Origin of the sequence: Iamia sp. SCSIO 61187 (assembly GCF_019443745.1) — a bacterium.
In the GTDB taxonomy this organism is placed as follows: Bacteria; Actinomycetota; Acidimicrobiia; order Acidimicrobiales; family Iamiaceae; genus Iamia.
Genome location: NZ_CP050948.1, coordinates 2,673,275 through 2,699,565, shown reverse-complemented (window position 1 = coordinate 2,699,565; position 26,291 = coordinate 2,673,275). Strand labels below are relative to the sequence as shown.

24 protein-coding genes are annotated in these 26,291 nt (G+C 73.3%); 10 read left to right on the top strand and 14 right to left on the bottom strand.

The features are described 5' to 3' along the window. Positions 1 to 5: 5 nt before the first annotated feature. From HC251_RS12935 to HC251_RS12925, 3 genes are read left to right on the top strand one after another with little or no spacing between them, the layout of a single operon-like run. Positions 6 to 1,496, top strand: a complete 1,491-nt coding sequence (locus tag HC251_RS12935; RefSeq protein WP_219941029.1) for a DUF6880 family protein — start codon at positions 6 to 8, stop codon at positions 1,494 to 1,496. Positions 1,497 to 1,535: 39 nt separating this feature from the next. Next, positions 1,536 to 1,748 carry a ribbon-helix-helix protein, CopG family gene (locus HC251_RS12930; protein WP_219941028.1) on the top strand — a complete coding sequence of 71 codons (213 nt, stop codon included), beginning with the start codon at positions 1,536 to 1,538 and terminating at the stop codon, positions 1,746 to 1,748. Next, the gene (locus HC251_RS12925) at positions 1,745 to 2,143 is read left to right on the top strand and encodes a type II toxin-antitoxin system death-on-curing family toxin (RefSeq protein ID WP_219941027.1); all 399 of its coding nucleotides are present in this window, start codon (positions 1,745 to 1,747) and stop codon (positions 2,141 to 2,143) included. The genes HC251_RS12930 and HC251_RS12925 overlap by 4 nt, the downstream gene beginning before the upstream one ends. A gap of 367 nt (positions 2,144 to 2,510) precedes the next feature. Here the strand turns inward: HC251_RS12925 and HC251_RS12920 are convergent, their stop codons facing one another. Next, positions 2,511 to 3,740: a trans-acting enoyl reductase family protein gene (locus HC251_RS12920; RefSeq protein ID WP_219941026.1), complete on the bottom strand. Its 1,230-nt coding sequence runs from the start codon at positions 3,738 to 3,740 to the stop codon at positions 2,511 to 2,513. A gap of 167 nt (positions 3,741 to 3,907) precedes the next feature. Here HC251_RS12920 and HC251_RS12915 point away from each other — a divergent pair, with 167 nt between their 5' ends. Beyond that, a complete protein-coding gene (locus HC251_RS12915) occupies positions 3,908 to 4,420 on the top strand; it encodes an SRPBCC domain-containing protein (RefSeq protein ID WP_219941025.1) in 513 nt (170 codons plus the stop codon). A gap of 36 nt (positions 4,421 to 4,456) precedes the next feature. Here HC251_RS12915 and HC251_RS12910 read toward each other — a convergent pair whose 3' ends face one another. Genes HC251_RS12910 through HC251_RS12895 form a run of 4 tightly spaced genes read right to left on the bottom strand, consistent with a single transcriptional unit; the run spans position 4,457 to position 7,681 of the window. Then, the gene (locus HC251_RS12910; RefSeq protein ID WP_219941024.1) at positions 4,457 to 5,116 is read right to left on the bottom strand and encodes an RraA family protein; all 660 of its coding nucleotides are present in this window, start codon (positions 5,114 to 5,116) and stop codon (positions 4,457 to 4,459) included. Next, complete coding sequence (locus HC251_RS12905) at positions 5,113 to 6,057, bottom strand: DUF5996 family protein (RefSeq protein ID WP_219941023.1); 945 nt, start codon at positions 6,055 to 6,057, stop codon at positions 5,113 to 5,115. Before HC251_RS12905 ends, HC251_RS12910 begins: the two co-directional genes overlap by 4 nt. A gap of 23 nt (positions 6,058 to 6,080) precedes the next feature. After that, the gene (locus tag HC251_RS12900) at positions 6,081 to 6,818 is read right to left on the bottom strand and encodes a flavodoxin family protein (RefSeq protein WP_255566395.1); all 738 of its coding nucleotides are present in this window, start codon (positions 6,816 to 6,818) and stop codon (positions 6,081 to 6,083) included. Next, positions 6,815 to 7,681, bottom strand: a complete 867-nt coding sequence (locus tag HC251_RS12895) for an alpha/beta fold hydrolase (protein ID WP_219941022.1) — start codon at positions 7,679 to 7,681, stop codon at positions 6,815 to 6,817. Before HC251_RS12895 ends, HC251_RS12900 begins: the two co-directional genes overlap by 4 nt. Positions 7,682 to 7,929: 248 nt before the next feature. Here HC251_RS12895 and HC251_RS12890 point away from each other — a divergent pair, with 248 nt between their 5' ends. Next, on the top strand, positions 7,930 to 10,671 hold the full coding sequence (locus tag HC251_RS12890; protein WP_219941021.1) for an AAA family ATPase: 2,742 nt from the start codon (positions 7,930 to 7,932) through the stop codon (positions 10,669 to 10,671). A gap of 262 nt (positions 10,672 to 10,933) precedes the next feature. On the opposite strand, the gene HC251_RS12885 is transcribed toward HC251_RS12890, so the two are convergent. Next, positions 10,934 to 14,029: a DUF3427 domain-containing protein gene (locus HC251_RS12885; RefSeq protein WP_219941020.1), complete on the bottom strand. Its 3,096-nt coding sequence runs from the start codon at positions 14,027 to 14,029 to the stop codon at positions 10,934 to 10,936. Positions 14,030 to 14,230: 201 nt separating this feature from the next. Between HC251_RS12885 and HC251_RS12880 the strand changes: the two genes are divergently transcribed. From HC251_RS12880 to HC251_RS12870, 3 genes are read left to right on the top strand one after another with little or no spacing between them, the layout of a single operon-like run. After that, on the top strand, positions 14,231 to 14,884 hold the full coding sequence (locus HC251_RS12880; protein ID WP_219941019.1) for a metalloregulator ArsR/SmtB family transcription factor: 654 nt from the start codon (positions 14,231 to 14,233) through the stop codon (positions 14,882 to 14,884). Further along, on the top strand, positions 14,881 to 16,173 hold the full coding sequence (locus HC251_RS12875; protein WP_219941018.1) for an MFS transporter: 1,293 nt from the start codon (positions 14,881 to 14,883) through the stop codon (positions 16,171 to 16,173). The genes HC251_RS12880 and HC251_RS12875 overlap by 4 nt, the downstream gene beginning before the upstream one ends. After that, a complete protein-coding gene (locus HC251_RS12870; RefSeq protein WP_219941017.1) occupies positions 16,170 to 16,799 on the top strand; it encodes a trans-aconitate 2-methyltransferase in 630 nt (209 codons plus the stop codon). Before HC251_RS12875 ends, HC251_RS12870 begins: the two co-directional genes overlap by 4 nt. A gap of 51 nt (positions 16,800 to 16,850) precedes the next feature. Here the strand turns inward: HC251_RS12870 and HC251_RS12865 are convergent, their stop codons facing one another. Both HC251_RS12865 and HC251_RS12860 read right to left on the bottom strand, forming a co-directional pair. Continuing rightward, positions 16,851 to 17,144 carry a hypothetical protein gene (locus HC251_RS12865; protein ID WP_219941016.1) on the bottom strand — a complete coding sequence of 98 codons (294 nt, stop codon included), beginning with the start codon at positions 17,142 to 17,144 and terminating at the stop codon, positions 16,851 to 16,853. Further along, positions 17,141 to 17,614, bottom strand: coding sequence for a YidH family protein (locus HC251_RS12860; RefSeq protein ID WP_219941015.1), 474 nt, complete (start codon positions 17,612 to 17,614; stop codon positions 17,141 to 17,143). Before HC251_RS12860 ends, HC251_RS12865 begins: the two co-directional genes overlap by 4 nt. On the opposite strand from HC251_RS12860, the gene HC251_RS12855 reads away from it, so the two are divergent. Together HC251_RS12855 and HC251_RS12850 are read left to right on the top strand one after the other, a co-directional pair. Continuing rightward, the gene (locus HC251_RS12855; protein ID WP_219941014.1) at positions 17,613 to 18,224 is read left to right on the top strand and encodes a helix-turn-helix domain-containing protein; all 612 of its coding nucleotides are present in this window, start codon (positions 17,613 to 17,615) and stop codon (positions 18,222 to 18,224) included. The genes HC251_RS12860 and HC251_RS12855 overlap by 2 nt on opposite strands. A gap of 34 nt (positions 18,225 to 18,258) precedes the next feature. Continuing rightward, complete coding sequence (locus HC251_RS12850; protein ID WP_219941013.1) at positions 18,259 to 19,542, top strand: acyl-CoA dehydrogenase family protein; 1,284 nt, start codon at positions 18,259 to 18,261, stop codon at positions 19,540 to 19,542. Positions 19,543 to 19,561: 19 nt separating this feature from the next. Here the strand turns inward: HC251_RS12850 and HC251_RS12845 are convergent, their stop codons facing one another. The 6 genes from HC251_RS12845 to HC251_RS12820 form a co-directional block, all read right to left on the bottom strand. Next, positions 19,562 to 20,380 carry an ABC transporter permease subunit gene (locus HC251_RS12845; protein WP_219941012.1) on the bottom strand — a complete coding sequence of 273 codons (819 nt, stop codon included), beginning with the start codon at positions 20,378 to 20,380 and terminating at the stop codon, positions 19,562 to 19,564. 47 nt (positions 20,381 to 20,427) lie between these two features. After that, positions 20,428 to 21,324 carry an ABC transporter ATP-binding protein gene (locus HC251_RS26025; protein ID WP_219941011.1) on the bottom strand — a complete coding sequence of 299 codons (897 nt, stop codon included), beginning with the start codon at positions 21,322 to 21,324 and terminating at the stop codon, positions 20,428 to 20,430. Further along, positions 21,321 to 21,656 carry a hypothetical protein gene (locus HC251_RS12835; RefSeq protein WP_219941010.1) on the bottom strand — a complete coding sequence of 112 codons (336 nt, stop codon included), beginning with the start codon at positions 21,654 to 21,656 and terminating at the stop codon, positions 21,321 to 21,323. The genes HC251_RS26025 and HC251_RS12835 overlap by 4 nt, the downstream gene beginning before the upstream one ends. A gap of 91 nt (positions 21,657 to 21,747) precedes the next feature. After that, a complete protein-coding gene (locus tag HC251_RS12830) occupies positions 21,748 to 24,417 on the bottom strand; it encodes a LuxR C-terminal-related transcriptional regulator (protein ID WP_219941009.1) in 2,670 nt (889 codons plus the stop codon). 109 nt (positions 24,418 to 24,526) lie between these two features. After that, positions 24,527 to 25,369 (bottom strand): alpha/beta fold hydrolase, encoded by an 843-nt coding sequence (locus HC251_RS12825; RefSeq protein WP_219941008.1) that lies wholly within the window; start codon positions 25,367 to 25,369, stop codon positions 24,527 to 24,529. Between the two features lie 97 nt (positions 25,370 to 25,466). Then, on the bottom strand, positions 25,467 to 26,288 hold the full coding sequence (locus HC251_RS12820) for an IclR family transcriptional regulator (protein ID WP_219941007.1): 822 nt from the start codon (positions 26,286 to 26,288) through the stop codon (positions 25,467 to 25,469). Between the last annotated feature and the right edge of the window lie 3 nt (positions 26,289 to 26,291).

Here is a 26,291-nt window from a genome sequence, read left to right as displayed (position 1 = left end):
CCCGGATGACGAAGAAGGCGCGCGAGCAGCTGGCCACGCATCTCGGCGCCCAGTCGCACGAGCGCCTGGTCGAGCTGGTTACGGAGCTCGCCGAGGGCGACGTCGAGCTGCGGAACCGACTGCTGCTGGAGGCAGCGTCCGCAGGCACCGGCCCGGTCGACGCAGCGTCGTACCGGCGGTCGTTCTCCGATGCGCTGCGGTCGGGCAGCGCGGCACGCCGGGACGGGCCACGCACATCGGGGGCCTGGGCCCGGGGCGTCCACCAGGTCACCGAGAGCATCGGCGCACTACTAGCGGCCGGGCACGCCGAGGAGGTGATCGGGATCACCGAGTACGCCCTCGGCAGGGTCGACGTGACCATGAGCCGCGTCGACGACTCCTCGGGTTGGTTCTCCCAGGTGCTGATGGATCTCGAGGCGCTGCACCACGCGGCCTGTGAGGCGGTCCGCCCGGATCCGGTCGCCCTGGCGCGGAGGCTGTTCGCGATGGAGGTCGACACCGAGTGGGACATCCTCATCGACTCGGCCCAGCGCTACGCCGACCTGCTCGGTGATGACGGCCTCGCCGAGATGCGTCGTCTGGCCGAGGAGCGCTGGGCGCAGCTCCCACCCGTCGATCCCGATCCACGCCGTCGGGCCAACCGCGGCAACTTCCACCTGACCCGAATGATGGAGACCCTCGCAGAGGTCGCAGGCGACGTCGACGCCCGGGTCGAGGTGATGGCCCGCGACCTGTCGTTCCCGTACCACTACGTGCAGATCGCCGAGGTGCTGACCGAGGCTGGCCGGCCCGATGACGCGCTTGCCTGGGCCGAGCGGGGCCTGGCTGCCTTCGAGGACACCGATCACCACATGCGCGGTGACTCCCGGCTCGACGACGTCGTCCTCGCTGGCTGGTCCCAGCACGGTCGCATGGCCGATGTCGTCGACCTCGTCTGGAAGCGGTTCATGGAGAAGCCGACCTTGGCGAGCTACCAGCGGCTGAAGCGCTGGACAAGCGAAGCGGGGGAGTGGGACGAGCACCGTCCTCGGGCCATGGTTGTGCTCGAGTCGCAGGCCGCGGCCCGGGCCGAGGCGGTGGCCAGCCGGCCGACGCCCATCAACCGGTACTCGGCCCGCCTCCCCGTCCCCACCACCCACGACGAGCTCATCGCCGTGCTCGCCTGGGACGGCCAGCTCGACGACGCGTGGGCGATCGCACTCGACCACGGTGCGTCGCTCCCGCTGTGGTTGCAGCTCGCTGCGGCGATGGAGACCGAGCGCCCGCTCGACGCCGCGAGCGCCTACGCCCGCGACGTCGAGGCCCAGATCGACCGCAAACAGACCCGCTCCTACGAGAACGCCGTCGATCGCGTGGCCCACATCCGCACGCTCCACGAGCGAGCCGGCGACCCCGACGGCTTCGATGCCTACCTCGCCAACCTCCGCAACCGGCACCGCCAGAAGACCAAGTTCATCCGACTCCTCGACGAGGTGGGCCTCACCGTGTCGGGATAGCCGGCGAATACGCGGCCACTCCATTGATAGCATGACGTCATGACGCGAAAGGCGACGACCGTTCGGCTCCCCGAGGACTTGGCAGACACCGCTGAGGTGGTCGCCCGCGCTCGGGGGGTCAGCGTCAACCAGGTGATCCTCGATGCGCTGCAGGCCGAGGTCGACCGGGTTCGCCAGGACGAGGACTTCATGACCTTGCTGCACACCCTCGTCGAGCGGGACAAGGAGATCCTCGACCGCCTCGCCGAGTGAGGTACCTCAGCCTGTCCGAGGCGCTCGTGATCGCGGAGGTCGTCACCGGGATCGACGCCCGGACACTGTCGCGTGCCTCACGGGTCGATCTGCTGGACTCGGCGCTCCATGCTCCGCAGGCGGGCTTCGGCGACGAGGAGTTCTACCCCTCGCTCGTCGAGAAGGCCGCGGTGCTCGCCGTCCGCATCGCGCGGAACCATCCACTTCCCGATGGCAACAAGCGCCTCGCGTGGCAGTCGCTCACCATCTTCCTCGCCCTCAACGGCCATCGCCTCGAAGTCGGCACCGAGCACGCCGTGGGCCTGATGCTCGGAGTGGCGGCCGGTGAACTGGACGAGACGGCGGTCGCGGAGTGGCTGCGTCAGCACGTCGAACCGACGCCTGATGACAGGTGATGACAACTGATGACAGGTGATGACAAGGCCGAGGTGTCGAAGGAAGAGCACGCACGTTGCGCTCTTTCGAGTCGCGCGCCGGGCGCGCGCTCCGGCCTCCGACACGGCGGCCTCCGGGCCCTCCCCGACGGTCGACACACCCGCTCGCTTGTCATCAGGATGTCCGCGAAAGCCCTGAAGACGGGTTGGTACGGGCTGGTATGGGGTGGGACCCGTTGGCACGAGAGGCCCACGAAAACCGGCTCTGACCTGCACGGACGCGCACGCAACGGGACGCACCATCACCGCTGAGGGCGGCGTTCAAGTCCCCCCTCCGACACCACCAGGACATCGGCCTCCTGCGTCCGGATCGCTCCCGGCTGGACGCTCAGTCCCGGACGGAGAAGGTGATCCCGGCCTCGGCTCGGAGGCGGGCCACGAGGTCGTCGTCGAGGGCGGAGGCGGGCGTGTGGAACCCGCCGCCGACGGCGCCGGCCTCGAGCTCGACGAGCGCGACCGCCGCCTCGCCCAGCATCTTGGCCGTCGACCCGTATCCGGGGTCTCGGTCGCCGGTCACCTCGGTCTCGATGCTGCGGTCGTCGGCGGTGCGGCCGTGGAAGCGGATCGTGAACGAGCCCGCCGCTTGCGCCTTCGGCGAGGGGCCGGTGCCGGGCTTCGGCATGACCCGTCCGAGCGCAGCCCGGGCGGGGCCGACCGCGGCCACGCCCATGCCGGCGGCCAGGCCTGCGGCCAGACCCGTCGCCTTGACGGCGCCGAGGGGGCCGGAGCCCATCGCCATCGCCTCGTCGTAGCGGAAGCCCTCACCCCAGGGGTGGCCGAGGAGGGCGTGGCTGCGGTGCACCACCTTCGAGTTGACCATCGCCATCACGAACGGAGCGACCCACTGCCCGGACAGCGAGTCGACCTGGGGCCGGGTGACCTCGGGCTGGACGACGCCGGGACGGCTGCCCGCCGGCGCCAAGGCGTAGGGGTCGGACAGCATCGTGCGCAGCTCCGGGTCGCGGGCGACCTCCTCGAGCACGTTCACCATGCTGGCCAGGGTCCCGCCGCTGGCGCCGCCGCGCATGGACGTGACCCGCATGCCGATCCGCTGACATGGTTCGCCGAGAGCCTCGAGGGCTTGCTGCTGGGTGAACCAGACGCCGAGGTCCGAGGGGATCGAGTCGAACCCGCAGGCGTGGACGATGCGGGCGCCGGAGGCCTCGGCTGCCGCCTGGTGGGCGTCGATCATGCGGCGCATCCACTGCGGCTCACCGGTGAGGTCGCAGTAGTCCGTGCCGGCCGCGACTGCGGCCGCCACCAGCTCGGAGCCGTAGAGCGCGTAGGGCCCGACGGTCGACACCACGACCTTGGTCCGTGCGGTCATGGCGGCCAGGGCGTCGACATCGGCGGCGTCGGCCACGATGCGCTCGACGTCGGTCCTGATGGTCTGAGCGACGCGGTCGAGCTTCTCGGCGCTGCGCCCGGCGATGGCCCAGCGCAGCGGTCCGTCGCTCCCGTGCCGGTGGACCAGGTGGGCCGTCAGGAGCTTCCCGACGAAGCTGGTGGCGCCGTAGACCACCAGGTCGAGCGGTCGATCGGGGCGGGGAGGCGGCACGGCCCGACCCTACGGCAGGGCTGGCCGACTGCGGCGTCGGTGCCGGCCGCGACGGCGCTCACGAAGGGTGCGCCGAGTGGTGACGTGCGACCTGCCGACCGACACGGGCCCGGGAAGCGGAGCTCCTACCGATGCGAAGGCACCGGGGCGGGAACGACCCTGGGACCATGGCCCGCACCCGTCACGACCGGACCGACCCGGAGGGCGCCGACACCACCGACCGTCGGATGCGATCGTCGCTGCGCCACCAGGTCCTGACGTCCATCGACATCCCGGCCCCACCTGATCGGGTCTGGCACCACCTGACCGCCTTCGACGCCTACCCGGCGTGGAACCCGTTCATCACCGACGCATCGGGCGTGCTGCGGGTCGGCGATCGCCTCCAGGTTCGGCTCCACCCCCCGGGAGGGCGGCCGCAGAGCTTCCGCCCCCGGGTGACCGTCGTCGAGCCCGGGGCCGTCCTGGCCTGGCAGGGGCGCATCGGCGGGCCGTGGCTGTTCGCCGGCGACCATCGGTTCGCGCTGACGCCGATCGCGGAGGGGACCCGGTTGGACCACGGCGAGACGTTCACCGGCCTGCTGGTGCCGTTGCTGCGCCGATCCCTCGACGGACCGACCCGCGACGGCTTCGAGGCGATGAACCGGGCCCTGGCCGACCGGGCCGGTGCCGACGCATCGTGAACGAGGTGTCCGTCGCGGGCCGAGGCGCGGCGCGGCTCAGCGGGCGCCGCGATGAGGGGCGTGGGGCCGTTCGGCGCGGATGTGGTCGGTCGACCTCGAGTCCTCGACCTCGATGCGGTGGGCCTCGGCCAGCACCTCGGCGACGTCGGCGGCGGGGATGACCACGCCGCCGGAGTCGTCGAGGTACACGTAGTCGCCGGGGACGACGCACACCCCGGCGAAGGCGACGGGCTGGCCGGCGGCGTGGGGCATCACGGTGTCGCCGCCCCAGCGGGTGGCCTCCCCCCGGCACCAGGTGGCGAAGTCGAAGCGGGCCAGCTCGGCGAAGTCCCGGAGCCGGCCGTCGCTCGCCACACCGGCGAGGCCGTGGTTGTGCACCCGCGACAGCTTCGTCCCGCCACCGTGCGAGACGTCGGGGTGGCCGCCCGAGGACAGCACCAGCACCTTGCCCTCCGGCTGTGGTCCCACCGCCCGGTAGAACAGCTCGGCGAAGTCGGGAGGGTCCTCGACGTCGTCGCGGTAGGGCAGGAAGGTGATCGTGGCCGCCGGCCCGACCAGCGGCCGACCGGGGTCCGGGCTGACCATCGGGAGCAGGTGGGCCCGGTGTCCGTGCCGGCGGCCCATGGCGTCGACCAGGCTCGCGCAGCCGACCTGCCGCAGACGGGTGACGAGGTCCGTGGTCCGGTCGTCGCTCATCGCAGGTGGTCCCAGCGGGCCGGGTCGTCCTCGAGCGCGGCCCGGTCCCACCGCCCGTGCACCGCGGCGGCCTCGTAGGTGGTCTGGAGGAAGTCCAGGAGGGCCCGGTCCGGGTCGGGGGCCGCGCGCACGGCCTCGTAGGGGAGGAGGAACTGGCCGTTCTCGGTGCTGTAGGAGGCAGCCGCGGGTTCGACGGCGTGGTCGGCGAACCCGTCCGGCTCGGGGTAGGCGTAGGCGTAGAACGCCCCCTCCTCGCCTCCGCCGGGCCAGAAGCCGCAGCTGCTCAGCTCGTGGGAGTAGCCCTCCACCATCACCCAGTCCCCGCAGTTCGGGGCGCCGCCGGGGTGGGGTGGCGCCGCCCGCCCCGAGAAGCGGGTGCAGGCCAGGTCCATCGCCCCCCAGAAGAAGTGGACCGGGCTGACCTTGCCGACGAACCGGGACCGGAACTCCCCCAGCACCCTGCTGGCCTGCACCAGCTGGCGCCAGAAGAGGTGCACGGCCTCGGCGTCGTAGGAGGCGTGCTCGTGGTCCTCGGCGAAGGGGATGGCCGGGTCGACCTCGTTCGGGGTGGCCCGGATGGTGGTCGGGTGGCCGATCCGGGCGAGGGCGTCGAGCGTCTCGGCATGGAACTCGGCCACCGGCTTGGGTTCCAGGGCCACCGTCTGCACCCCACCGGTGCTCGCCCGCAGGACGAGCTGGTGATCGATGAAGTCGAGCTCCATGTCGAAGGCGCCGGCCCCGTCGGGGATGGTCGAGGTGGTGAGGCCCCGGGGGCTGACGTAGAGGGTGGACTGCCACCAGTGGTTGACCAGCGGGGCGTGGGCCAGGCGGACCTTGCCGACGATCTGGACCCACATGTGCAGGGTGTCGCGGGTGTCGGTCCAGTCGTCGACCCGCAGGGTCGGCCACTGCGGGCCGTCGGTCGTTCGGGGTTCGGGCACGTGTCTCCTTCGGGTCGCACCGCTCAGCGGTGCTCGGGGCTGGCCTGGGCGGGGCCGCAGCCGGCGTCCCATGCGCTGCGCTGGTTGCCGTAGGCCGGGATGCCCCCGACGTCGCGCAGCAGCGCCGCCAGGTGCATCAGGTTGTGGGTCATGAAGGCGGTGTTGCGGTTGGTGAAGTCGTTCTCCGGTCCACCTGAACCGGGATCGAGGTACGACGGACCGGGTCCGGCGGGCCCGATCCAGCCGGCATCGGCCTGCGGGGGGATGGTGAAGCCGATGTGCTGGAGGCTGTAGAGGACGTTCATGGCGCAGTGCTTGACGCCGTCCTCGTTGCCGGTGACGAGGCAACCGCCGACCCGTCCGTAGTAGGCGTACTGGCCGTGCTCGTTGAGCTGGCTCGACCCCGAGTAGAGGCGCTCGATGACCCGCTTCATCACCGAGCTGTTGTCGCCCAGCCAGATGGGCCCGGCCAGGACGACGATGTCGGCGGCCATCACCCTGGCGTGGATCGCCGGCCACTCGTCGGTGGCGGCGCCGTGCTCGGTCATGTCCGGCCACACCCCGGTGGCGATGTCGTGGTCGACGGCCCGCACCTGGTCGACGGTGACGCCGTGACGACGCAGGATGTCCGCGCTCATGGTCACCAGACCGTCGGTGTGGCTGAGCGCCGGTGAGGGCTTCAGCGTGGCGTTGACGAACAGGGCGCGCAGGCCGGCGAAGCGGTCCGGAACGATGACGTCGGGGGGCTCGGCGCCGGTCACGCCCCCACCGGCCGTCCGGCCTCGCCGTCGAGGAACGCGAGCAGGGCGGCGTTGACCTCCTCGGCGTGGGTCCAGAGGAGCCCGTGCGGTGCGCCCTCGACCTCGACGTAGTCGGCGTCGGGCACCATCTGGCGGAAGCGGCGGGCGGTGACGTCGATGGGGAGGATGGCATCGGCGGTGCCGTGGAGGATGAGGGTCGGCGTGGCGCTGGCCCGGACCGCCTCGACGTCGGCGCGGAAGTCCTCGAGCCACGAGGGCACCACGGCGTAGGCGGCGACCGGGGCGCTGGCGACGGCAACGTTCCAGCTGGCGGTGACGGCCTCCTGGCTGATGCGGGTGCCGAGGTTCTCGTCGAGGTCGTAGAAGTCGGAGAAGAACTGCGTGTACCAGGCGTAGCGGTCCCCCCGGGCGGCGGCGTCGATGCCGTCGAACACCTCCTGCGGAACGCCGTCGGGGTTGTCGTCACCGGCGACCAGGAACGGCTCCAGCGAGGCCAGGAAGGCGAGCTTGGCCACCCGCTGGTGGCCATGCTTGGCCACGTAGCGCGCCAGCTCGCCGGTGCCCATGGAGAACCCGACGAGCACGACGTCGCGCAGGTCCAGGGTCTCCAGCAGCGTGTTCAGGTCGGCGGCGAAGGTGTCGTAGTCGTAGCCGGTGCCGACCTTCGACGAGCGCCCGAAGCCCCGGCGGTCGTAGGTGACGACGCGGTACCCGGCGGCGAGCAGGGCGGCCGTCTGGCGCTCCCAGCTGTGACCGTCCAACGGGTAGCCATGGATGAGGACGACGGGCTGCCCCGTCCCCTGGTCCTCGTAGTAGAGGTCGGCCGGGGTGCTGTTCTCGTGGTCGACGGTGATGGTGCCCATGGGAGTCTCCGGTGGTGGGGTAGTGGTCGGTGGGTGTCGTTCGTCGTCACGGTCGCGCCGATGCCGGCGCCGCCGCATCGGTAGGTGTCCCGGTGCCTTCACCGGTCGGCCTCACCCGGCACCGCCCTGAGCAGGCCCGGAGGCACCGCCTGAGCAGGCCCGGAGGCCGCAGCCCGCATCGGTGAGGGTTGCCTAGGCTGCGATGCGACTCCGTCGGACGTGGACCGGGAGCGGTGTTGCCTGATCTCGTGGGCCGGCGAACTGAGCGTGAAGCGGTCGGACGGCTGCTCGCGGGCGCCCAGCGCGGGCGAGCCGGCGCCCTCGTGGTGCGCGGGCCGGCCGGCATCGGGAAGACGGCGCTCCTGGACGACGCGGCGCGCACCGCCACCGCGTCGGGATTCCGGGTCGAGCGCTCGATCGGGGTGGAACCCGAGTCGCAGCTCGCCTTCGCCGGCCTCCACCAGGCCGTCGCCTCGCTGCTGGACCGCGTCGACACCCTGCCCGGCCCCCAGCAGGCCGCCCTGGGCGTGGCCCTGGGCCAGCGGGCGGGCGCCCCGCCCGACCGGTTCCTGGTCGCGCTGGCGACGCTCAACCTGCTGGCCGAGGTGGCCGAGGACGGACCGGTGGTGTGCCTCGTCGACGACGCCCAATGGGTCGACGAGGCATCGGCCCAGGTCCTGGCCTTCGTCGCCCGGAGGGTGGCCGCCGAGCGGCTGGCGCTGGTGTTCGCCGAACGCACCACCGGCGGCGACCACGTGCACGCCTTGTCCGGGCTGCCCGAGGTGCGCCTGGGCGGACTGGCCGACACCGAGGCCCGGGCGCTGATGGCCACCGAGACGCTGCTGCCGCTCGATGTCCGGGTGCGCGACCGGATCGTCGCCGAGGCGCGCGGCAACCCGCTGGCGCTCCTGGAGCTGCCCCGGACGGTCAAGGCGGCCGATCTCGCCGGCGGGTTCGAGCTCGTCGACGGGCCCGACGTCCCGAGCCGCGTGGAGGACACCTTCCGGCGCCGGTCCGCCACCCTTCCCGAGGAGACCCAGCTGCTCTTGCTCGTGGCGGCGGCCGAGCCGACCGGTGACGTCGGGCTGCTGTGGCGGGCGGTCGCCCACCTCGGGGTCGATCGCGCCGCGGCGGCGCCGGCGGAGGCGGCCGGCCTGCTGGAGGTGGGCCCCCGGGTGCGGTTCCGGCACCCGCTGGTCCGCTCGGCGGTCTACCAGGCGGCGGCCCCACCGGACCGGCGCCGGGCGCACGACGCGTTGGCGGCCGTCATCGACGCACGGACCGAGCCCGACCGGCGCGCCTGGCATCGGGCGCAGGCGGTACGGGGCACCGACGAAGACGTCGCCGCCGAGCTGGAGGACTCGGCGGCCCGGGCCCAGGCCCGAGGCGGGTGCGCCGCGGCGGCGGCGTTCCTCCAGCGGGCGACGGACCTGACCCCCGACCCCGCCACCCGGGCCCGTCGGGCGTTGGCGGCCGCCGAGGCCCGGCACGAGGCGGGTGCGTCCGATGCTGCGCTGGGCTTGCTGGAGGTCGCCGCCGCCGGGCCCCTGGACGTGGTGGAACGCGCTCGGCTCGACCTGTTGCAGGCCCACATCACCTTCGGGTCCACCCGCCGGAGCGACGTCCCGGAGATGTTGCTGGACGTCGCCTCACGCCTGGCCCCGCTCGACCCCGCCCTGGCGCGCCAGACCTACCTGCATGCGTTCGACGCAGCCATCATCACCGGCGGCCTCGGCCCCGGTCGCAGCATCTCGGAGCTGGCCGAGGCCGCGAGGAGCGCACCCGAGACGGGCGCACCGTCGGGCCCGGCCGACCTGCTGCTCGACGGGCTGGTGACGACCTACACGCAGGGCTATGCCGCAGGCGTGCCCGAGCTGCGCCGGGCGATGGAGGCCTTCTGCGTCGAGGACCCGGCGACCGGAGCGGGCGATGGTGACGACCACCGCTGGCTGTGGCTGGCCAGCCGGACGGCGCTGACGACGTTCGACGACGAGCTCCTGCACGCCCTCGCCAGCCGGAACGTCCAGCTCCGCCGCGAAGCGGGCGCGCTGGCCATGCTCTCGCCTGCGCTGCTGTTCCTCTCGGCGGTCTGGGTGATCTCGGGGGAGCCGGCCCGCGCCACCGAGCTGATCGCCGAGGAGGCCACCATCAGGCAGGCGACAGGGGGTCTGCCGTTGCGCTTCGGGGAGCTGGTGCTGGCGGCGTGGGGCGGCCGTCGCGCCGAGACGATCGAGATCCACGCCGGGGCCGTCCAGGATGCCGAGGCTCGTGGCAACGCCGCCGAGGTCGCCCTGGCCCAGCTCTGCCTGGCGGTGCTCCACAACGGCCTGGGGAGCTACGCCCCGGCGCTGGAGGCAGCCGCACAGGCATGCGCGTCCCTCGACGCTCCGCACGCCGCGCTGGCCCTGCCCGAGCTGGTGGAGGCCGCCTCCCGGGCCGACGAGCCGGAGCGGGCGGCCGAGGCCCTCGACCAGCTCGGCTCCCGGGCCCGGTCCAGCGGCACCGAGTGGGCGCTCGGGCTGGCCGCGCGCTCGCGGGCGCTGACCCTCCCCGGTCCGTCGGCCGAGGACGACTACCGGGAGGCGATCGAGCGCCTCGGTCGCTGTCGCATGGCGGTGTTCCTGGCCCGCACGCACCTGGTGTACGGCGAGTGGCTGCGTCGCCAACGCCGCCGCCAGGACGCGCGCGCCCAGTTCCGCACGGCGCACGAGATGCTGTCCGCCATGGGCGCGCACGCCTTCGCCGAGCGGGCCGCCCACGAGCTGCGCGCCACCGGCGAGCACCCGCGCCGACGGACGATCCAGCCGACCGACGCGCTGACGCCCCAGGAGCTGCACATCGCCCGGCTGGTCGCCACCGGGGCCACCTCCCGGGAGGTCGGGGCGCAGCTGTTCTTGAGCCCGCGCACGATCGAGGCCCACCTGCGCAGCATCTTCCGCAAGCTGGACATCACCTCCCGCCGCCAGCTCCGGGACATCCCGCTCCCCTGACGATCTCCGGTGTCGGTGGGAGGCGAGTCGGTCGTCCGACACACCGCTCTCGACCAGGGCCGACGGCCGGGCCCAGCAAGGGCGGCGGTGCCGACGCCGCGGCCGCGTCGCCACGAGCTCCTCGGGCACGCCGGTGGTCGTCGCTGCCCGCCTCACGGGCCGAGTGCCCCGATTCGACGTCGGCGATGACCCTCGCGACGTCGGGTTGGTCCGAAGGTGCCGTCCGGAGCACGCGGAGGCACTGGGAGCGGCGTCCGGCGGATCAGGCGACTGCGGCGGCGAACGCGGCGTAGAGGTCGCCGGGCAGGGGCACGTCGAGCTCCCAGGTGATGGCCATGGGCTTCTCGCCGGTGTGGCTGACGTAGCGGGCGGGGCCCAGGAACCAGAAGGCCCGGTCATCGGCGCGCTCGCGGGTGAAGAGCAGGATCGTGCGTCCGTCGCGTTCGTGGTTCCGGTAGCGCAGGCCCGTCGGGCTGTCGGCGCGCGTGATCGACTGGCTCTCCCAGTGGATGAGCGAGCGGCTGATGGCGTAGTCGCGGTAGCGGGTCGAGGGGGAGAACGCGCCACTGGTCTTGTCGAGGGTGAAGGCGAACAGCTCGGAGCTCGCCGGCTTCGCCTCGTAGACCCCGCTCTGCCAGGACGCGATCTTCGCCCGGCCGGCGCCGAGGCCCATGGCGGCGAGGATCTCGATCCGGCTGTACCGGGCGTGGACCTGCAGGGGCGCGTCGGGGTGGGTGGCGAGAGCCTCGTGCAGGTGGTCCACCTGGCTGTCGAGGATCCCGAACAGCTCGCCCAGCTCGGCCACGACCTGTGGGTGGGCCCACAACAGCTCCGCTGCGGCCTGGAGGGAGAGGTCCTTGGTGATCGCCTGGTCGGTGACCGACGCGACGAGCATGTGGAGCAGTCGTCGCGTCCGCTCGGGGAGCTCGCTCGCCCGCGGAGGAGCGTCGGAGGCGAGGAACGCTCGGTAGGCGGCGATGCGTTCGGCATCGTCGACGTGGAGCTGCCGACCGATCGCTCGCCGCAGAGCCGTCTCGTCGGTGCCCGGAGCCCGGACCGGGGCTCCGGCGGCGTCGAGCAGCTCGGACCAGCTTCGGTTGTTGGCGTAGAGGTCGTCGAGGGCGAGACCTGACTCGTCGAGGAACCCGGCGAGGTCGATGTCGGGGCGGACCTGCCTGAGCGAGCGGAGCTCGTCGAGCCGTGCCGTCCACCGGGTCGGGATCGCCTCGCGGAGGCTGCGGAGGACGACCTCGGCGGACTTCTCGTCGAGCTGCATGTTGCAACCCGCCGGCAGGAACGGGAACTGCATCTGCACCGCTCGCTCGACGTCACGCCGGGTGCCGCCGAGCAGGGCCCGGTAGCGCCGGTCGAAGCGGAACTCCTTGCGGTGCGTGCCGACGAAGTCGAGGACCGTGCAGTGCGCCTTGTCCTTCGCCTTGCGCAGCCCGCGCCCGAGCTGCTGGAGGAAGAGCACCGGGCTCTCCGTGGGGCGGAGCATGAGGACGGTGTCGACTGTGGGGACATCGACACCTTCGTTGAACAGGTCGACCGAGAAGACAGCTCTCACGGCCCCCTGGGCGAGGCCGCGCAGCGCGGCCTCTCGGTCGGCCCGGGGACTGTCTCCCCACACGGCGACCGACGGGATCCCGGCGTCGGTGAAGTGGCGGGCCATGAAGCGGGCGTGGTCGACGCTCACGCAGAACCCGAGGCAGCGCATCGACGCGGCGTCGGTGTGCTGGTCGAGCTGCTTGAGGACGAGTCGAGCCCAGGCGTCCGAGCTCGTGTACCGGTTGGACAGCGCTTCGACGTCGTAACCCCGCCCCCGCTTCCAGGGCACGTCGCGCAGGTCGAGTCCGTCGTGGACGCCGTAGTAGAGGAAGGGGACGAGGTGTTGCTGATCGATGGCGTCCCAGAGGCGCAGCTCCGCGGCGATGCGATCGTCGAACCAGTGCAGGATCGGCAGCCCGTCGCTGCGCTCGGGCGTCGCGGTGAGGCCGACCAGCTCGGCCGGGTCGAGGTGGTCGAGCACCTTCTCGTACGAGGCGGCGGCTGCGTGGTGGAACTCGTCGATGATCACCACGTCGAAGTGGTCCGGTGGCAGTACGTCGATGTCCGACGCGTTGAGGCTCTGGATCGACGCGAAGACGTGCTCGAACCGCGTCGGTCGAGCGCCGCCCACCCACTTCTCACCGAAGGACGGGTCCCGAAGGGCGTAGCGGAAAGTGGCGAGCGACTGGTCGAGGATCTCCTCGCGATGGGCGATGAACATCAGGCGCGACCGTTCGAGCCGCTCCACGAGCCCGCTGTAGTCCAGCGCCGCCATCACCGTCTTTCCCGTGCCGGTGGCCGAGACGAGCAGGTTCCGTCGGTGGCCCTGCTTCCTGGACACCTCGACCAGCTCGAGGAGTCGCTCCTGGAAGGGGAGTGGCCGCAGCTCGATGGGGCTGAGGATCACATGGGGCCCCGAGTCCGTGCGCCCGGCGCGGACCTGCTCGTCGACGAACTCCGCGGCGTCGTACCGCCGGTGGTCGTCACCCGCCCAGTAGCTGTCGAACACCGCCCCGAACTTGGCGATCACGTCAGGGTTGCGGGCGGCTGAGGTCCGCACGTTCCACTCGATGCCCGTGACCTGCGCCGAGTGCGTGAGGTTCGACGACCCGACGTAGGCCGTCGAGAACCCGGACACCCGGTGGAACACCCACGCCTTGGCGTGGAGGCGTGTCGTGCTCAGGTCGTAGGAGACGCGCACGTCCGCGCCCAGGTCGATGAGCTGCTCCAGCGCGGCCTGCTCGGTCGAGCCCGTGTAGGTCGTGGTGAGAACCCGGAGCTGTCCACCTTCGGCGCAATGGCGACGCAGCGCATCGACGAGGGGTGCGATGCCGCTCCGGCGGATGAATGCCATCACGACGTCGATCCGATCGGACGAGGCGATCTCGGATCGCAGCTGGTTCCAGAGGTTCGGCTCGCCAGGTGCGTTCGTGAGCAGGGTCGTGTCGAGCAGGGGGATGAGCGGCTGGGGGACGGGTGCGGGGCTGCCGTCGGGTCGTCGTCCCAGGATCGCTTCGAGCACGGTCCCGGGGTCGACCGGCGCGGTTCCGGGATCGACCTCGACCAGCTCGCCCAGCCGGTCGATCAGCGCCCGCGCCACCTCGATGCCGACCCGTGCCCGCTCCTTGTCCGGAACGTCGGACAGGGCCCGCTCGATCTCGCGGCCGAGGTGCCACGCCACCCGATCCGGCGTCTCCGCCGCGTGGAGCGCGCGCTGCACGGTCGGCACGGCGTCGGCCAGCGCGTCGAGGCGTGCCCTCAGCCCCTTGGTGACGAGGACCTCGTACAGGCCTGGCGGCAGCTCCTCCACTCGGGCGAACGCTACGAGCTCGCTCGGTCCCTCTCGGGGATCGAGCGAGCCGGCCCCACCGCTCGGACGGTCGACCCGACCGGGCCAGGTCCGGCAGCCCTGGAGCCCCGGTGCCGGCGCCCCGGTGATCGTCGCCGGCCGCTCGCAACGCCCACCCGATCCTCCTATGATCCACGGATCAATGGAACAAGGAGGTCGGGCGTGGAGCAAGAGGTGTTCGACGCGATCGCTCGCACCGGACAGGCGCTCGGGAACGGCTCCCGTCTGAAGATGCTCCAGCTCCTGGCCCAGGGGGAGCGGGGGGTGCAGGACCTCGCGGGGATCGCCGGCCTGAACCTCACGACGGCCTCGGCCCACCTCCAGACGCTCCGGGCCGCCGGGCTGGTCGCGTCCCAGCGGGACGGGACGCGCGTCATCTACCGCTTGGCGGGTGACGACGTGGCGTCGCTGCTGACCACGCTGTGCCGCGTCGCCGAAGCGCATCGCCCCGAGGTCCGGGCCGAGGTGGCCGCCGCCCTGCCGTCCGACGACCTCGTCTCGATGTCGCGCTCCGAGCTGCTCGAGGCGTCGGCCGCCGGTCGGGTCGTGGTGCTCGACGTCCGTCCCGACGACGAGTTCGCCGCTCGTCACCTGCCTGGCGCGCTGTCGATCCCGTTGGCGGAGCTCCTCGGTCGCCTCGACGAGGTCCCCGCGGACGTCGAGATCGTCGCCTACTGCCGCGGGCGGCACTGCCTCCTCTCCCACGACGCCGCCCGGCTGCTGCGCGATCGGGGCTTCGCCGCTCGCGCCTCGGAGGACGGTGTCGCCGAGTGGGTGGCTGACGGTGTCGCGCTGGAGCCCGGGGCGGCGGCGTGAGCGGGGCGTCGGAGTCGTCCCACCAGCGCCACACCCTGAGGACGCTCGTCCTCGCCCAGGTGCTGTCGGGGGCGGGTCTCGCCGCCGGAGTCACGGTCGGGGCCCTCCTCGCCGAGGACATGCTCGGGACGACCAGCCTGGCGGGCATCCCGTCGGCCCTCTTCACGATCGGCTCGGCGGCCGCGGCGGTCACCGTCGGTCGGATCTCGAACCGGCACGGACGGCGCCCCGGGCTGGCGGTCGGGTACGCGGTCGGTGCCACCGGGGCTGCCGTCATCGTGGTGGCAGCGGCCATCGACTCGGCCCCACTGCTCCTCGTCGCCCTGCTCGTCTACGGCGCCGGCACCGCCACGAACCTCCAGGCCCGCTACGCCGGCGCCGACCTGGCCCTCCCCGCGCGCCGCGGTCGGGCGGTCAGCACGGTGCTGGTGGCCACGACGCTCGGCGCCGTCGTCGGCCCCAACCTGGTGACACCGATGGGTGGCCTCGCCGAGGCGATCGACGTCCCGCGCCTGGCCGGACCGTTCATCCTCGCCGCGGTCGCCTACGGCGCCGCCGGTCTGGTGCTCGTCACCCGCCTGCGCCCGGACCCCCTGCTCCTGGCCCGCCAGCTCGCCACCGACGCGACGCCGGCGGAGGTCGGGACGGCCGATCCGGCGCCGGCGCCGGCGCCGGCAACCTGGCCGGCGCGGGCCGTCGTCGCCGGAGGAGCGGTCATGGTCATCACCCAGATCGTGATGGTGGCGATCATGACGATGACGCCGATCCACATGAAGCACCACGGTCACGGCGTCGGCGCGACCGGCGTGGTGATCGCCGCCCACATCGCCGGGATGTACCTCCCCTCGCCCCTCTCGGGCGCGCTGGTCGACCGGCTGGGCGCCCGGGCCCTCGGCTTCGGCTCCGGGATGATGCTCCTGCTCGCGGGGATCCTCGCCGCGGTGATGCCCGTCGGCTCCGTCGTCGGCCTGGCGATCGCCCTCGCCGTCCTGGGGTTGGGGTGGAACCTCGGGCTCGTCGCCGGCACCTCGATCCTCAGCGGTCTCCCCCTCGCCATCCGGGCCCGCACCCAGGGCGCGGTCGACCTGTGCATCGCCGTCGCCGGGTCCGGTGCCGGTCTGGGATCGGGCTTCGTCGTGACGGGCGCGTCCTACGGGTTCCTCGCCGCCCTGGGGGGCGTCGTCGCCCTGGCGATCGTCCCCATCGTCGCCCTCGCGGTCGATGCCGAGCGGTTGGCCGACGACACCGACCGGCCGGAGCCGGCCCTGGCGGGGAGCGGGACCCGATGAGCGTGCACTGGGACGAGAGGTACCGATCGTCGGGAGCCGAGGGCGTCTCGTGGTACCAGGCGGTCCCGGTGGTCTCGCTCGAGCTGATCGACGCCCTCAGCACCTCGCCCGCAGCCGCCGTCGTCGACGTGGGGGGCGGCGCCTCGGTGCTCGTCGACCACCTCATCGCGAGGGGACACGGCGATGTCACGGTCGTCGACGTCTCGCCCGTGGCCCTGGCCACGACCCGGGCCCGCCTCGGACACGCCCACGGGGTGTCTCTCGTCCAGGCCGACCTCCTCGCCTGGGACCCTCCCCGCCGATGGGACCTCTGGCACGACCGCGCCGTCCTCCACTTCCTCACCGACGACGCGGACCGTGCCGCCTACGTCCGGCTCATGCGCCGCTCGCTCCCGCCGGGCGGCGCGTTCGTCATCGGGACCTTCGCCCCCGATGGGCCGACCCACTGCTCCGGCCTCCCGGTCCGCCGCCACGACGGCGACGACGTGGTCGAGCTCCTCGGTGGACCGGCCGCCGTCGACGTCGTCGCCGCGCGCCGAGAGGTCCACCACACGCCGGGCGACGCGGACCAGCCCTTCACCTGGGTCGCCGGCCGGCTGCGCGCGACGAACGAGGGGCCGGGATGAGGGCCGCTCCTGCGGTCGAGGCGCCGGGGAGCGCGGGCGCGGAGCCGCGGCTCAGCTGAAGAGGAGCACGATCCCGAGGACGTCGGCGACGAGCACGGTGCCCACCAGCGCGAGCGCCGTCCCCCCGTGGAGGGCGGGCGGCGGGGTCGTGCCGACGATGAGCCCGGCGCGGCGGTGGCCGAGCTCGGCGATGGCGGCCGCCGCCACCAGGACGACGACGGCCACGACGCCGGGCCCGACGCCCCGGACGAACGCGAGGCGCGCCCCGACGAGGACCAGGACGATCGTGGCGCTGCACGTGCGGGACCAGGCCTGGACGGTGCGCGCCTGCTGCGTCGGGTTCACGAGATCAGCACCAGGGCGGCGGACCCGGCGGCGAGCAGCGTGATCAGCCCGGCGACGAGGGGCACCCCGAGGTGGGTGGGCAGGGGCTTGAGCAGGCGCATGGCCCGCTGGGACGCGACCCACCGGCGGTAGGCCAGGATGACGGCGGCGGCACTGGTGGCGATCGCCGTCAGGGCCAGGATCCGGCGCCCGCCGGCGACGGAGAACGGCTCGACGAACTCGTGCAGGGCCACCCCGCCGGCCAGCAGGGCCAGCGAGGTCCGGACCCAGGCCAGGAAGGTGCGCTCGTTCGCCAGCGAGAACCGGTAGTCGGGCTCCTCGCCGACGTCGTCGTCGGGCCACCAGCGACCCGACCGGGTCGGGCGCTTCGGGGATCCGGCGGTGTCGCTCTCGTCGATGACGCTCGATCGTACGGCGCGGGCCCCGGCCTCCGTCCCCCGGCCCGTCGCAGTCAGTAGAACGGGCGCCATGTCCAGCCCCGTCCGCGACCACCTCATCAGCGCGGCGGAGCGGCTGTTCGCCGAGCGCGGCTCGGACGTGGTCAGCCTCCGCGAGATCAACACCGCGGCCGGCTCCACCAACGCCAGCGCCATCCAGTACCACTTCGGGGGCCGGACGGGCCTGATCCGGGCGGTGCTCGAGAAGCACGACGTCGCCATCGAGGCCCGCCGCCACGACCTGCTCGACGCCTACGAGTCCGAGGGCGGGAGCGACCTCCGCGCCCTGTGCGCGGCGCTGGTCCGGCCGCTGGCCGCCGAGCTCGACGTCGACGGGGGCCCGGGCTACCTCCAGCTCTGCGCCGACCTGTTCAACCGGCCCAACCCCACCTTCGACCTCGACGCCCTGGCCGGCTCGAGCTACGGCCGGTGGCGGGACCTGGCCCAGCCGCTGCTGAGCCCCGAGGCGGTCCGGCTGCACCGGCGCTTCGACTCGCTCCGCTTCACCGTGTCGGAGCTGGCCCGTCGCTCCCGGACGGGCCGCCGAGACCACCGCCTGTTCACCAGCCACCTGACCGACCTGGTCACGGCGTTGCTGGCCGCCCCGGTGTCGGACCAGACGAAGCGCCTGCTCCGCCGCTAAGGTAAATGCACTCGCATTATCAGGAGGCGCAGCCATGGCGTGGGACTTCTCGACCGACCCCGAGTTCCAGCAGAAGCTGGACTGGATCCAGCAGTTCTGCGAGGAGAAGGTCGAGCCCCTCGGGCACGTCTTCCCCCACGCCGTGCGGCTGCCCGACCCCGCCGTGCGGGCCTACGTCAAGGAGCTCCAGCAGGAGGTCAGGGACCAGGGGCTGTGGGCGCTGTTCCTCGACGAGGAGCTGGGCGGACCCGGCCTCGGCCAGCTGAAGCTGGCGCTCGTCAACGAGATCCTCGGCCGCTACCCGGCCGCCCCCCAGCTGTTCGGCGCCGCCGCCCCGGACACCGGCAACATGGAGATGCTGGCCGCCTACGGCACCGAGGAGCAGAAGAAGCGGTGGCTCGAGCCCCTCCTGAACCAGGAGATGTTCTCGGCCTACTCCATGACCGAGCCCCAGGGCGGCTCGGACCCCAACCTGTTCAAGACCCACGCCGTGCGCGACGGCGACGAGTGGGTCATCAACGGCGAGAAGTGGTTCACCTCCGCCGGCCGGGTCGCCGACATCCTCTTCGTCATGTGCACCAACGGGATGTTCGTGGTGCCCCGGGAGACGCCGGGCGTCGAGATCATGCCGGAGCCCCGGAACCACAACCACATCAAGTACACCGACGTGCGCGTCCCCCTCGACCACCTCCTCGGCCCCGAGGACGGGGCCAAGATCCTGGCCCAGCGTCGCCTCGGCGGCGGGCGCATCCACCACGCCATGCGCACCATCGCCCAGTGCACCCTGGCCCTCGACATGATGTGCGAGCGGGCCCTGTCCCGGGAGTCGCACGGGGCCATCATCGGCGAGCACCAGATGGTGCAGGAGAAGATCGCCGAGTCCTACGTCAAGCTCAAGATGCTGCGGCTCTACGTGCTCGAGACGGCGTGGAAGATCGACCAGACCTCCACCCAGGAGGCCCGGACCGACATCGCCGGCGTGAAGTTCACCATGGCCCGGGTCCTGCGGGAGATCAGCTTCGACGCCCTCCACATCCACGGATCGCTGGGGACGACGAACCTCACGCCGCTCCAGGACATGTACGCCTCGGCCCCCACCATGGGCCTGGCCGACGGGGCCGACGAGGTGCACAAGGCCACCGTCGCCCGCCGCATCCTGAAGGGCTACCGGCCCCACGAGGGCTACTTCCCGCGGGAGTTCATCCCGTACAAGCAGGAGCAGGCCTGGGAGAAGATGCAGCCCGTCTTCGCCGACCGGCCCGAGCTGGCGACGGCCGCCGAGAACTGGAAGAAGTACTTCACCGGTCGTCGCGGCTGAGCGAACGGGCCCAGCGCGATCAGCTGGCGTCGCGCCGGTAGAGGAGCAGCGTCCCGATGGCCAGGCTGGCCACGGCGTAGCCCCCGAAGATGAGGGCGTACTGCGGCCGGGCCAGCTCGGTGGCGATGACCACGGGAGGCTCGAAGCTCGGCCCGGCGTCGAGGAGGCGGTAGCCCGCGCTGAAGGGGAGGAGGTGGCGGACACCCTCGGGGAGCGCCGGGGCGAAGAGGCTCTCGATCACGAACGACCACATGAGGAGGCCGGAGATGGCGGCCGCACTGTGACGGACGATCATCCCCACACCCAGCCCGAGCAGGGCGGCCAGGGCGATGTACAGCAGGGCCCACAGGGCGCGGGACGCGAGGGCGGACGCGCTCCCGAGGTCGACGCCCCCCGCCGCGGCCCCGCCGAACCCGGCGACCATGCCGATGGCGCCGAGGATCAGCCCGGTCGCCGTCGCCGTCGTCGTCTTGGCCGTCACGATCACCCAGCGGGCCGGGCGGGCGGCGAGGGCGACGGCCAGGGTGCCGTGCTGGGCCTCGCCGGTGAACATGAGGACCCCCGTGACGGTGGCGAGGACGGCCACGAGTGGGAGCGGGTAGATGAACAGCTCGGAGGCAGTGAGCGTCGGGTCGGTGGCCGTCGACGCCAGGACACCGGCGATGACGGCACTGATCGCCGCGGTCAGGGCGAGGATCACCGTGTTGGCCCGGAGGGCGGTGAGCTTGATCCACTCGCTCCGCAGGGCGGCGGGGATGGCTCGGACGTCGTCGGATCGGGTGCGGACGGCCGAGTGGTCGGCGGTGATCCACGGGGTGGGTGCGGTGGTGGTGGGCATGGTCGGGGTCCTTGTCGGGTCGGTGGGTTGGGTGGGGCGGGGCCGCGTCAGGCGGAGGCGAACTCGGCCGACGCCCCGGTCAGGGCGAGGAGGGTCTCCTCCAGCGACGGGGCGATCTCGCTGAGCCCGACGAGGCGGATGCCGTTCTCGAACGCCAGCTGGGACACCGTCGCCTTGGTGGCGCCCCGGACGAGGAGTCGGTCGCCGGAGGTCTCGATGGTGACGTCGGGGCCGGCGAGCACCCGGGCCAGGTCGGCCGGGCGGGGCGTCTCGGCGACGACGGTGGCGGCCTGGCGGGCGGTGACGGCCGCGAGGGTCTCGGCCGCCAGCAGGGTGCCACCGCCGACGACGACGAGGTCGTCGACGAACATGCTGAGCTCGCTGATCAGGTGGCTCGACACGAACACCGAGCCGCTGCGGCGGGCGAAGTCGGTGAGGTGGTGGCGCAGCCACCGGATGCCGTCGGGGTCGAGGCCGTTCGACGGCTCGTCGAGGAGCAGGACCCGGGGATCGCCGAGGAGGGCGCCGGCCAGGGCCAGGCGCTGGCGCATGCCCAGCGAGAACCCGCCGACCCGCTGCCCCGCGGCCGACTCGAGGCCGACGTCGGCCAGGACCTCGTCGACCCGGGAGCCGGGGATGGCGCTGGTGGCGGCCATGGCCCGGAGGTGGTTGCGGGCGGTGTGACCGGGGTGCATGCTGCGGGCGTCGAGCACGGCCCCGACGACCCGGGCCGGGTGGCGCAGGTCGGCGTAGCGGACGCCGTCGTAGCGGACCTCGCCCCGGTCGGGACGGGTGAGCCCGACCATCATCCGCATCGTGGTCGACTTGCCGGCCCCGTTCGGGCCGACGAAGCCGGTGACGCGGCCGGCGGCCACGGTGAAGGTCAGGTCGTCGACGGCGGTGCGCGCGCCGTAGTGCTTGGTGAGTCCGGTGACGGTGATCATGGGGTTGCTCCTGGCGGGGTGGGACCGGTCTGGTCAGGTGGGAGGGCGGGGCGCTCGGGCGGCGCGTCCGGCCCGAGGCGGGTGAGCGACAGCAGGGTGATGCCGAGGTCGCGGAGCTTCTCGAGCAGGCCGTGCAGGGCGGCCTGGTCGACGAGTGCGCCGCGCATGACGGTCGTGCCGTCGCCGGCGTCGATCAGGGTCATCCCGTCGAACCACGCCGCCCACCGGCTCCCGAGCCGCCCGCGGACGCGGACCTCGTAGCGCTCGGCGGGGGCGTCCTCAGCAGTCGGTCGCCCACATGACGGTTCGGGGGAGGGGCGATCGGGGGGCACCGGGTGAACGTAGGGACGGGCCTGGTGAGCCCACATCACATGATCTGGCGATCCTCGCGGTGATCGTCCTCGGCCCCCGTCGGGGTCCCGGTCACAGCCCCAGGCTGGCGGCCCGGCTCACGGCTTCGCGCCGGTTGGTGGCGCCGAGCTTGGTGTAGATGTGCCTGGTGTGGGTGCGCAGCGTGTTGAGCGACACGTGGAGCTCGCGAGCGATGTCGGGGCCGCTGAGGTCGCTGCGGAGGAGGCGGAGCACGTCGACCTCGCGCTCGCTCAGCTCGTCGGGTCCGGCTGACCGCCTCCGGGCGGGGGTCACGGCCGACGTCGCGCCGGCGAGGAGCCGGGCGGCTCGTCGCCCGGAGGTGCCGTCGAGCGAGCGGAGCACGTCGATGGCGCCGCTCCCGGCGTCGAGGAACGTGCGGACGTAGCCCTCGGGCTCGGCCCGGGCCAGGGCCACCTCCATCGGACCGACGGCCTCGTCCCGACGACCGGCGGCGCGGTGGGCGACCGCCAGCAGCACGAGGATCTCGATGCTGCTGCCCCCGCGGTCGCCCTGCTCGGCGGCGGTGAGGAGCCGGCCGAGCAGGCCGACGGCCTCCTCGGCCGCGTCGATCGTCCCCCGGGCGAGCAGGAGCCGGGCCAGGGTGATGTGCTCGAGCTCCCGGAGGTAGGTCGGCTCGTCGGTGGCGCTCAGGCCGTGGGCGGCGGCCCACCGCTCACCGGCGGCGACGTCGCCCCGGGCGATCCGGACCCGTGTGGTGATGGCGCTGACCGGTCGCACGCGAGGCGAGTAGTCGGTGTCGTAGAGGCGCTCGGCCTCGGTCAGCAGCTCGAGGGCGGCGTCGTCGTCGCCGTGGGCGTGGTGCAGCAGCGCGGCGGCGACCCGCCACCGGTAGGGGTGCTGGGGGAGGCCCCTGTGCTCCCCCAGCTCGGCGCTGGCGTCGAGGTGCTGGGCGGCGGCCACGAGGTCGTCGCGCTCGAGGGCGAGCAGGCTCAGCCCCACGTGCATGTCGGCGGCGCCGCGGAGGCCGGGCTCGTCGGCGGTGTGGCGGAGGGCGGACGCGAAGGTGCGCTGGGCGTCGTGGAGGCGGCCCTGGGTGGTCTGGATGTCGGCGAGGGCGATCGAGCAGCCCATGACGTCGGGCAGGAACCGGCCCGCCTCGAAGCACGCGACCGACTCGACGTAGCGCTGGCGGGCCGTGTCGAGGTCCCCCCGGCTCCAGTGGGCCAGGCCCAGCAGCGCCGACCCTGCGCCCCGCTGGAGGGGGTCGTCGTCGCTCGCCAGGTCGAGGACCCGGCGGGCGTGGCGGACGGTCCCGTCGAGGTCGCCGGCGAGGAGGGCCAGGCCGGCCCGGTGCACGGCCACCATGGCCGGCAGGCGGCGGCGCTCGACCTCGCTCTCGACGAGCGGGGGATCGCTCCGGATGAGGCGGGCCTCGGCCCGGTCGAGCAGCTCGTCGCACCCGGTCGCCTCGCCGGTCGCCATGCGCGCCCCCACCAGGAAGACGGTGAGGACCGGTCGGTCGGCGTACACCTCGCGGGGGAGGGCCTCGAGCCATCGCCGCAGCACCGCCTCCTGGCGGGCCCGCTGCATCGCCGGGGCGGTCCGTTCGATGAGGGCGGCGGCCCGGTCGAAGCGGCCGCCGGCGAGGGCGTGGGCGATGGCCTCGTGGGGCTCGTCGTGGGCGGCGTACCAGTCGCTGGCGCGGCGGTGCAGCTCCGGGACGCGGCCCGGGTCCTCGTCGACCAGCCGGGCGCGGAGGACGTCGCCGAAGAGGTGGTGGTAGCGGTACCAGGTGCGTCGGTCGTCGAGGGGCACCACGAAGAGGTTGGCCCGATCGAGGCCGTCGAGGGTGGCCTTGGCCCCGTCGAGGCCCGTCACCGCCCCGCACAGCGGACCGGTGAGCCGGCTGAGGATCGAGGTCTCGAGCAGGAACCGGCGGATCTCGGGGGTCTGGCGCTCGAGCACCTCGTCGGCGAGGTAGTCGAGGATGAACCGGTCGTCGCCGGCGAACTCGGCGATGAACGCGGTGGGGTCGCGCCCGCCTTGCAGCGAGAGCGCCGCCAGCTGGAGGGCTGCGATCCACCCCTCGGTGCGGGCCCCGAGCACCTCGATGTCGTCGGCCCCGAGGGCCAGGTCCATGGCCCCGTTGAGGTACGACGCCGCCTCGTCGGCGGTGAAGCGGAGGTCCGCGGCGCGGATCTCGAGCAGCTCGCCCCGGGCCCGCATCGCCGCCAACGGGAGCGGGGGGTCCGAGCGCGTGGCGATCACGACCCGGACCTGGACCGGCAGGTGCTCGAACAGGAACGCCACCGAGTCGTGGATCTCGACCTGCTCGATGACGTGGTAGTCGTCGAGGACCAAGACGACCTCCGAGGCGACGGTCTCGAGGTCGTTGATGAGCGTGGCCACGACGGCCTCGATCGGCGTGCCGGGTGCTCCGAGCAGGCCGGTCGCGTCATCGCTGAGGTCCGGCGCCGCCGTCGCCAGGGCGGCGACGACGTAGGTCCAGAACCGGACGAGGTCGTCGTCGCCGCGATCGAGCGACAGCCACGCCGTGCTCGGGCCCTCGCCCCAACGGTCGGCGACGAGGGTGGTCTTGCCGAACCCGGCGGGGGCGGACACCAGGGTGAGCGCAGAGTGGGCGCTGCGGGAGGTGGCGGCCTCGAGCCGGGGCCGCCCGACGAGGGTCGGGCGCCGTCGGGGCGGGTGCAGCTTGGTGCCGAGGATCGTCACCACCGGTCCCGGACCGGTGGCGGTCACGCCCTCACCGGTCGATCCACCCACTCGTTCCAGTTGACCACGCCATCCCGGGTCCGGCAATCGACCCTCGGGCGGGACCCCGGCCCGGCCCCCGGTCGCGGGACGTGCACTACCCGAGGGCCAGCATCGCCTCGGCCACCTCGCCGACCGCCCGATCGGGGATGGCGGTGGCGGCGTCCTCGAGGACGAGGAGGCGTGCCCCGGGGATCTCGCGGGCGATGGCCTCGCCGTTGCCGACGGGGAAGAACGGGTCCCGGAGGCCGTGGACGACGAGGGTGGGGACGTCGATCCCGGGCAGGCGCTCGCGCCAGCGCGGGGTGCAGTCGAGCGTGGAGAACACCATGCCCAGATGGTTGGCCATCTGGACCGGGCCGGCGGTGTCGGGCGTGCGGTCCCAGATGCGCCCGGCGACGGAGCGGGCCACGGCGGGGTCGTTGCCGAGGATCTCGGCGCCGGCGGCGGCGAACGCGGTGACGGCGTCGCGGTCGGTCCAGTCCGGCATCGGGCGGGCGAACAGCCGGCCCATCGTCGCCCGGTCGTGGTCGGGGAGGTCGTCGTCGGGCGGCCCCGGCGCGACCGGGCGGGTGCCGACCAGGGTGAGCGCCGAGAAGGCGCCGGGATGGTCGAGAGCGGCCACCTGGGCCACCATCCCCCCGACGCCGATGCCGGCGAGGTGCGCGGACGTGCCGCCGAGGGCGGTCGCGAGGGCGGCGGCGTCGGCGGCGAGGTCGCGCAGGGTGTAGCTCGGCGCGTCGGGGTCCGCCGTCGTCGACGCTCCGCTGTCGCGCAGGTCGTAGCGCACCACGCGCCGCCCGCCGGCGGCGAGCCGCTCGCAGAGGGCGTCGGGCCAGGAGAGCATCGTCGTCCCTCCGGCGAGCAGGACGAGCGCGTCGTCCTCGGCCCCGAACGACTCGATGCCGAGGGCGACGCCGTTGGCGTGGACGGTGGTCATCGGGTCACGGGCCAGCGGTCTGTCGTCAGGTCCACGTCGACGCTCCTCGTGTCGGTCGGCGATGGGTCGGACGATCCCCGCGCACCGATCTCATCGGTCACGGGGCCGTGAGCTGGCGCGAGACGGTGGTCGCCACGGCGGCGACCTCCCGGCCGACGGCGCGGAGCTCGGCCGGGGTGGGGGAGGGGGCGGTGACGATGGCGGCGACCGCGGCGATGGGCAGACCGTCCGGTCCGGTCATGGCGGCGCCGACGGTGGCGACGCGGGGCAGGTACTCGTCGACGACGATGGCGCACCCCTCGCGCCGGGCCTCGCCGATCGCGGCCAGGAGGGTGGCGCCGTCGGTGACCGTGAGGGGCGTGTACGCCGTCAGGCCCCGCTCCTCGAGCAGGGCGACGATCTGACGCTGACGGGCGACCGGGAGGGCGGCGAGCATCGCCCGGCCCGCGCCGCTGGCGTGGATGGGCAACGGCCCCCGCTGCGACTCGAGGTCGGCCACGATGCCCGCGTAGCCGTCGAGCATCGCCATGCGGTCCCCGTCGATGGTGAACAGGGCGGCCGGACCTCCGGTGCGGTCCCGGAGGCCGGGGAGGAGGGGGCGGGCGATCGCCCGGGCGGTCTGGAGGGTCGGCTCCGGCTCGGCGAGCACGGCGAGGCGGGCCGACACCGACCAGCGCCCCTGGCCGAGGAGGTCCTGGACGATCCAGCGCCGGTCGGCCAGGGTGACCAGCCCCCGCTGGACGGTGGACTTGGGCACGTCGAGCTCCCGGGCCAGGGCGCTGAGCCCGATCGGCTGCCGGCGGGCGATGACCTCGAAGATCCGCAGGGCGGTGGCGACGCTGCGCACGTCGCCAGTGAAGCCGCCCCCGAGCGTCGGTCCACCATGCGGACCGACGGCCCGGTTTGTGTCGACCGTCACCCT

What these genes read in the sequence shown, in the direction of transcription:
- HC251_RS12870 (WP_219941017.1), top strand. Translation starts at nt 16,170, where the DNA reads ATGAGCGTGCACTGGGACGAGAGGTACCGATCGTCGGGAGCCGAGGGC.
- HC251_RS12855 (WP_219941014.1), top strand. Translation starts at nt 17,613, where the DNA reads ATGTCCAGCCCCGTCCGCGACCACCTCATCAGCGCGGCGGAGCGGCTG.
- HC251_RS12930 (WP_219941028.1), top strand. Translation starts at nt 1,536, where the DNA reads ATGACGCGAAAGGCGACGACCGTTCGGCTCCCCGAGGACTTGGCAGAC.
- HC251_RS12850 (WP_219941013.1), top strand. Translation starts at nt 18,259, where the DNA reads ATGGCGTGGGACTTCTCGACCGACCCCGAGTTCCAGCAGAAGCTGGAC.
- HC251_RS26025 (WP_219941011.1), bottom strand. Translation starts at nt 21,324, where the DNA reads ATGATCACCGTCACCGGACTCACCAAGCACTACGGCGCGCGCACCGCC.
- HC251_RS12860 (WP_219941015.1), bottom strand. Translation starts at nt 17,614, where the DNA reads ATGGCGCCCGTTCTACTGACTGCGACGGGCCGGGGGACGGAGGCCGGG.
- HC251_RS12910 (WP_219941024.1), bottom strand. Translation starts at nt 5,116, where the DNA reads ATGAGCGACGACCGGACCACGGACCTCGTCACCCGTCTGCGGCAGGTC.
- HC251_RS12935 (WP_219941029.1), top strand. Translation starts at nt 6, where the DNA reads ATGACGAAGAAGGCGCGCGAGCAGCTGGCCACGCATCTCGGCGCCCAG.
- HC251_RS12825 (WP_219941008.1), bottom strand. Translation starts at nt 25,369, where the DNA reads ATGACCACCGTCCACGCCAACGGCGTCGCCCTCGGCATCGAGTCGTTC.
- HC251_RS12915 (WP_219941025.1), top strand. Translation starts at nt 3,908, where the DNA reads ATGGCCCGCACCCGTCACGACCGGACCGACCCGGAGGGCGCCGACACC.
- HC251_RS12895 (WP_219941022.1), bottom strand. Translation starts at nt 7,681, where the DNA reads ATGGGCACCATCACCGTCGACCACGAGAACAGCACCCCGGCCGACCTC.
- HC251_RS12845 (WP_219941012.1), bottom strand. Translation starts at nt 20,380, where the DNA reads ATGCCCACCACCACCGCACCCACCCCGTGGATCACCGCCGACCACTCG.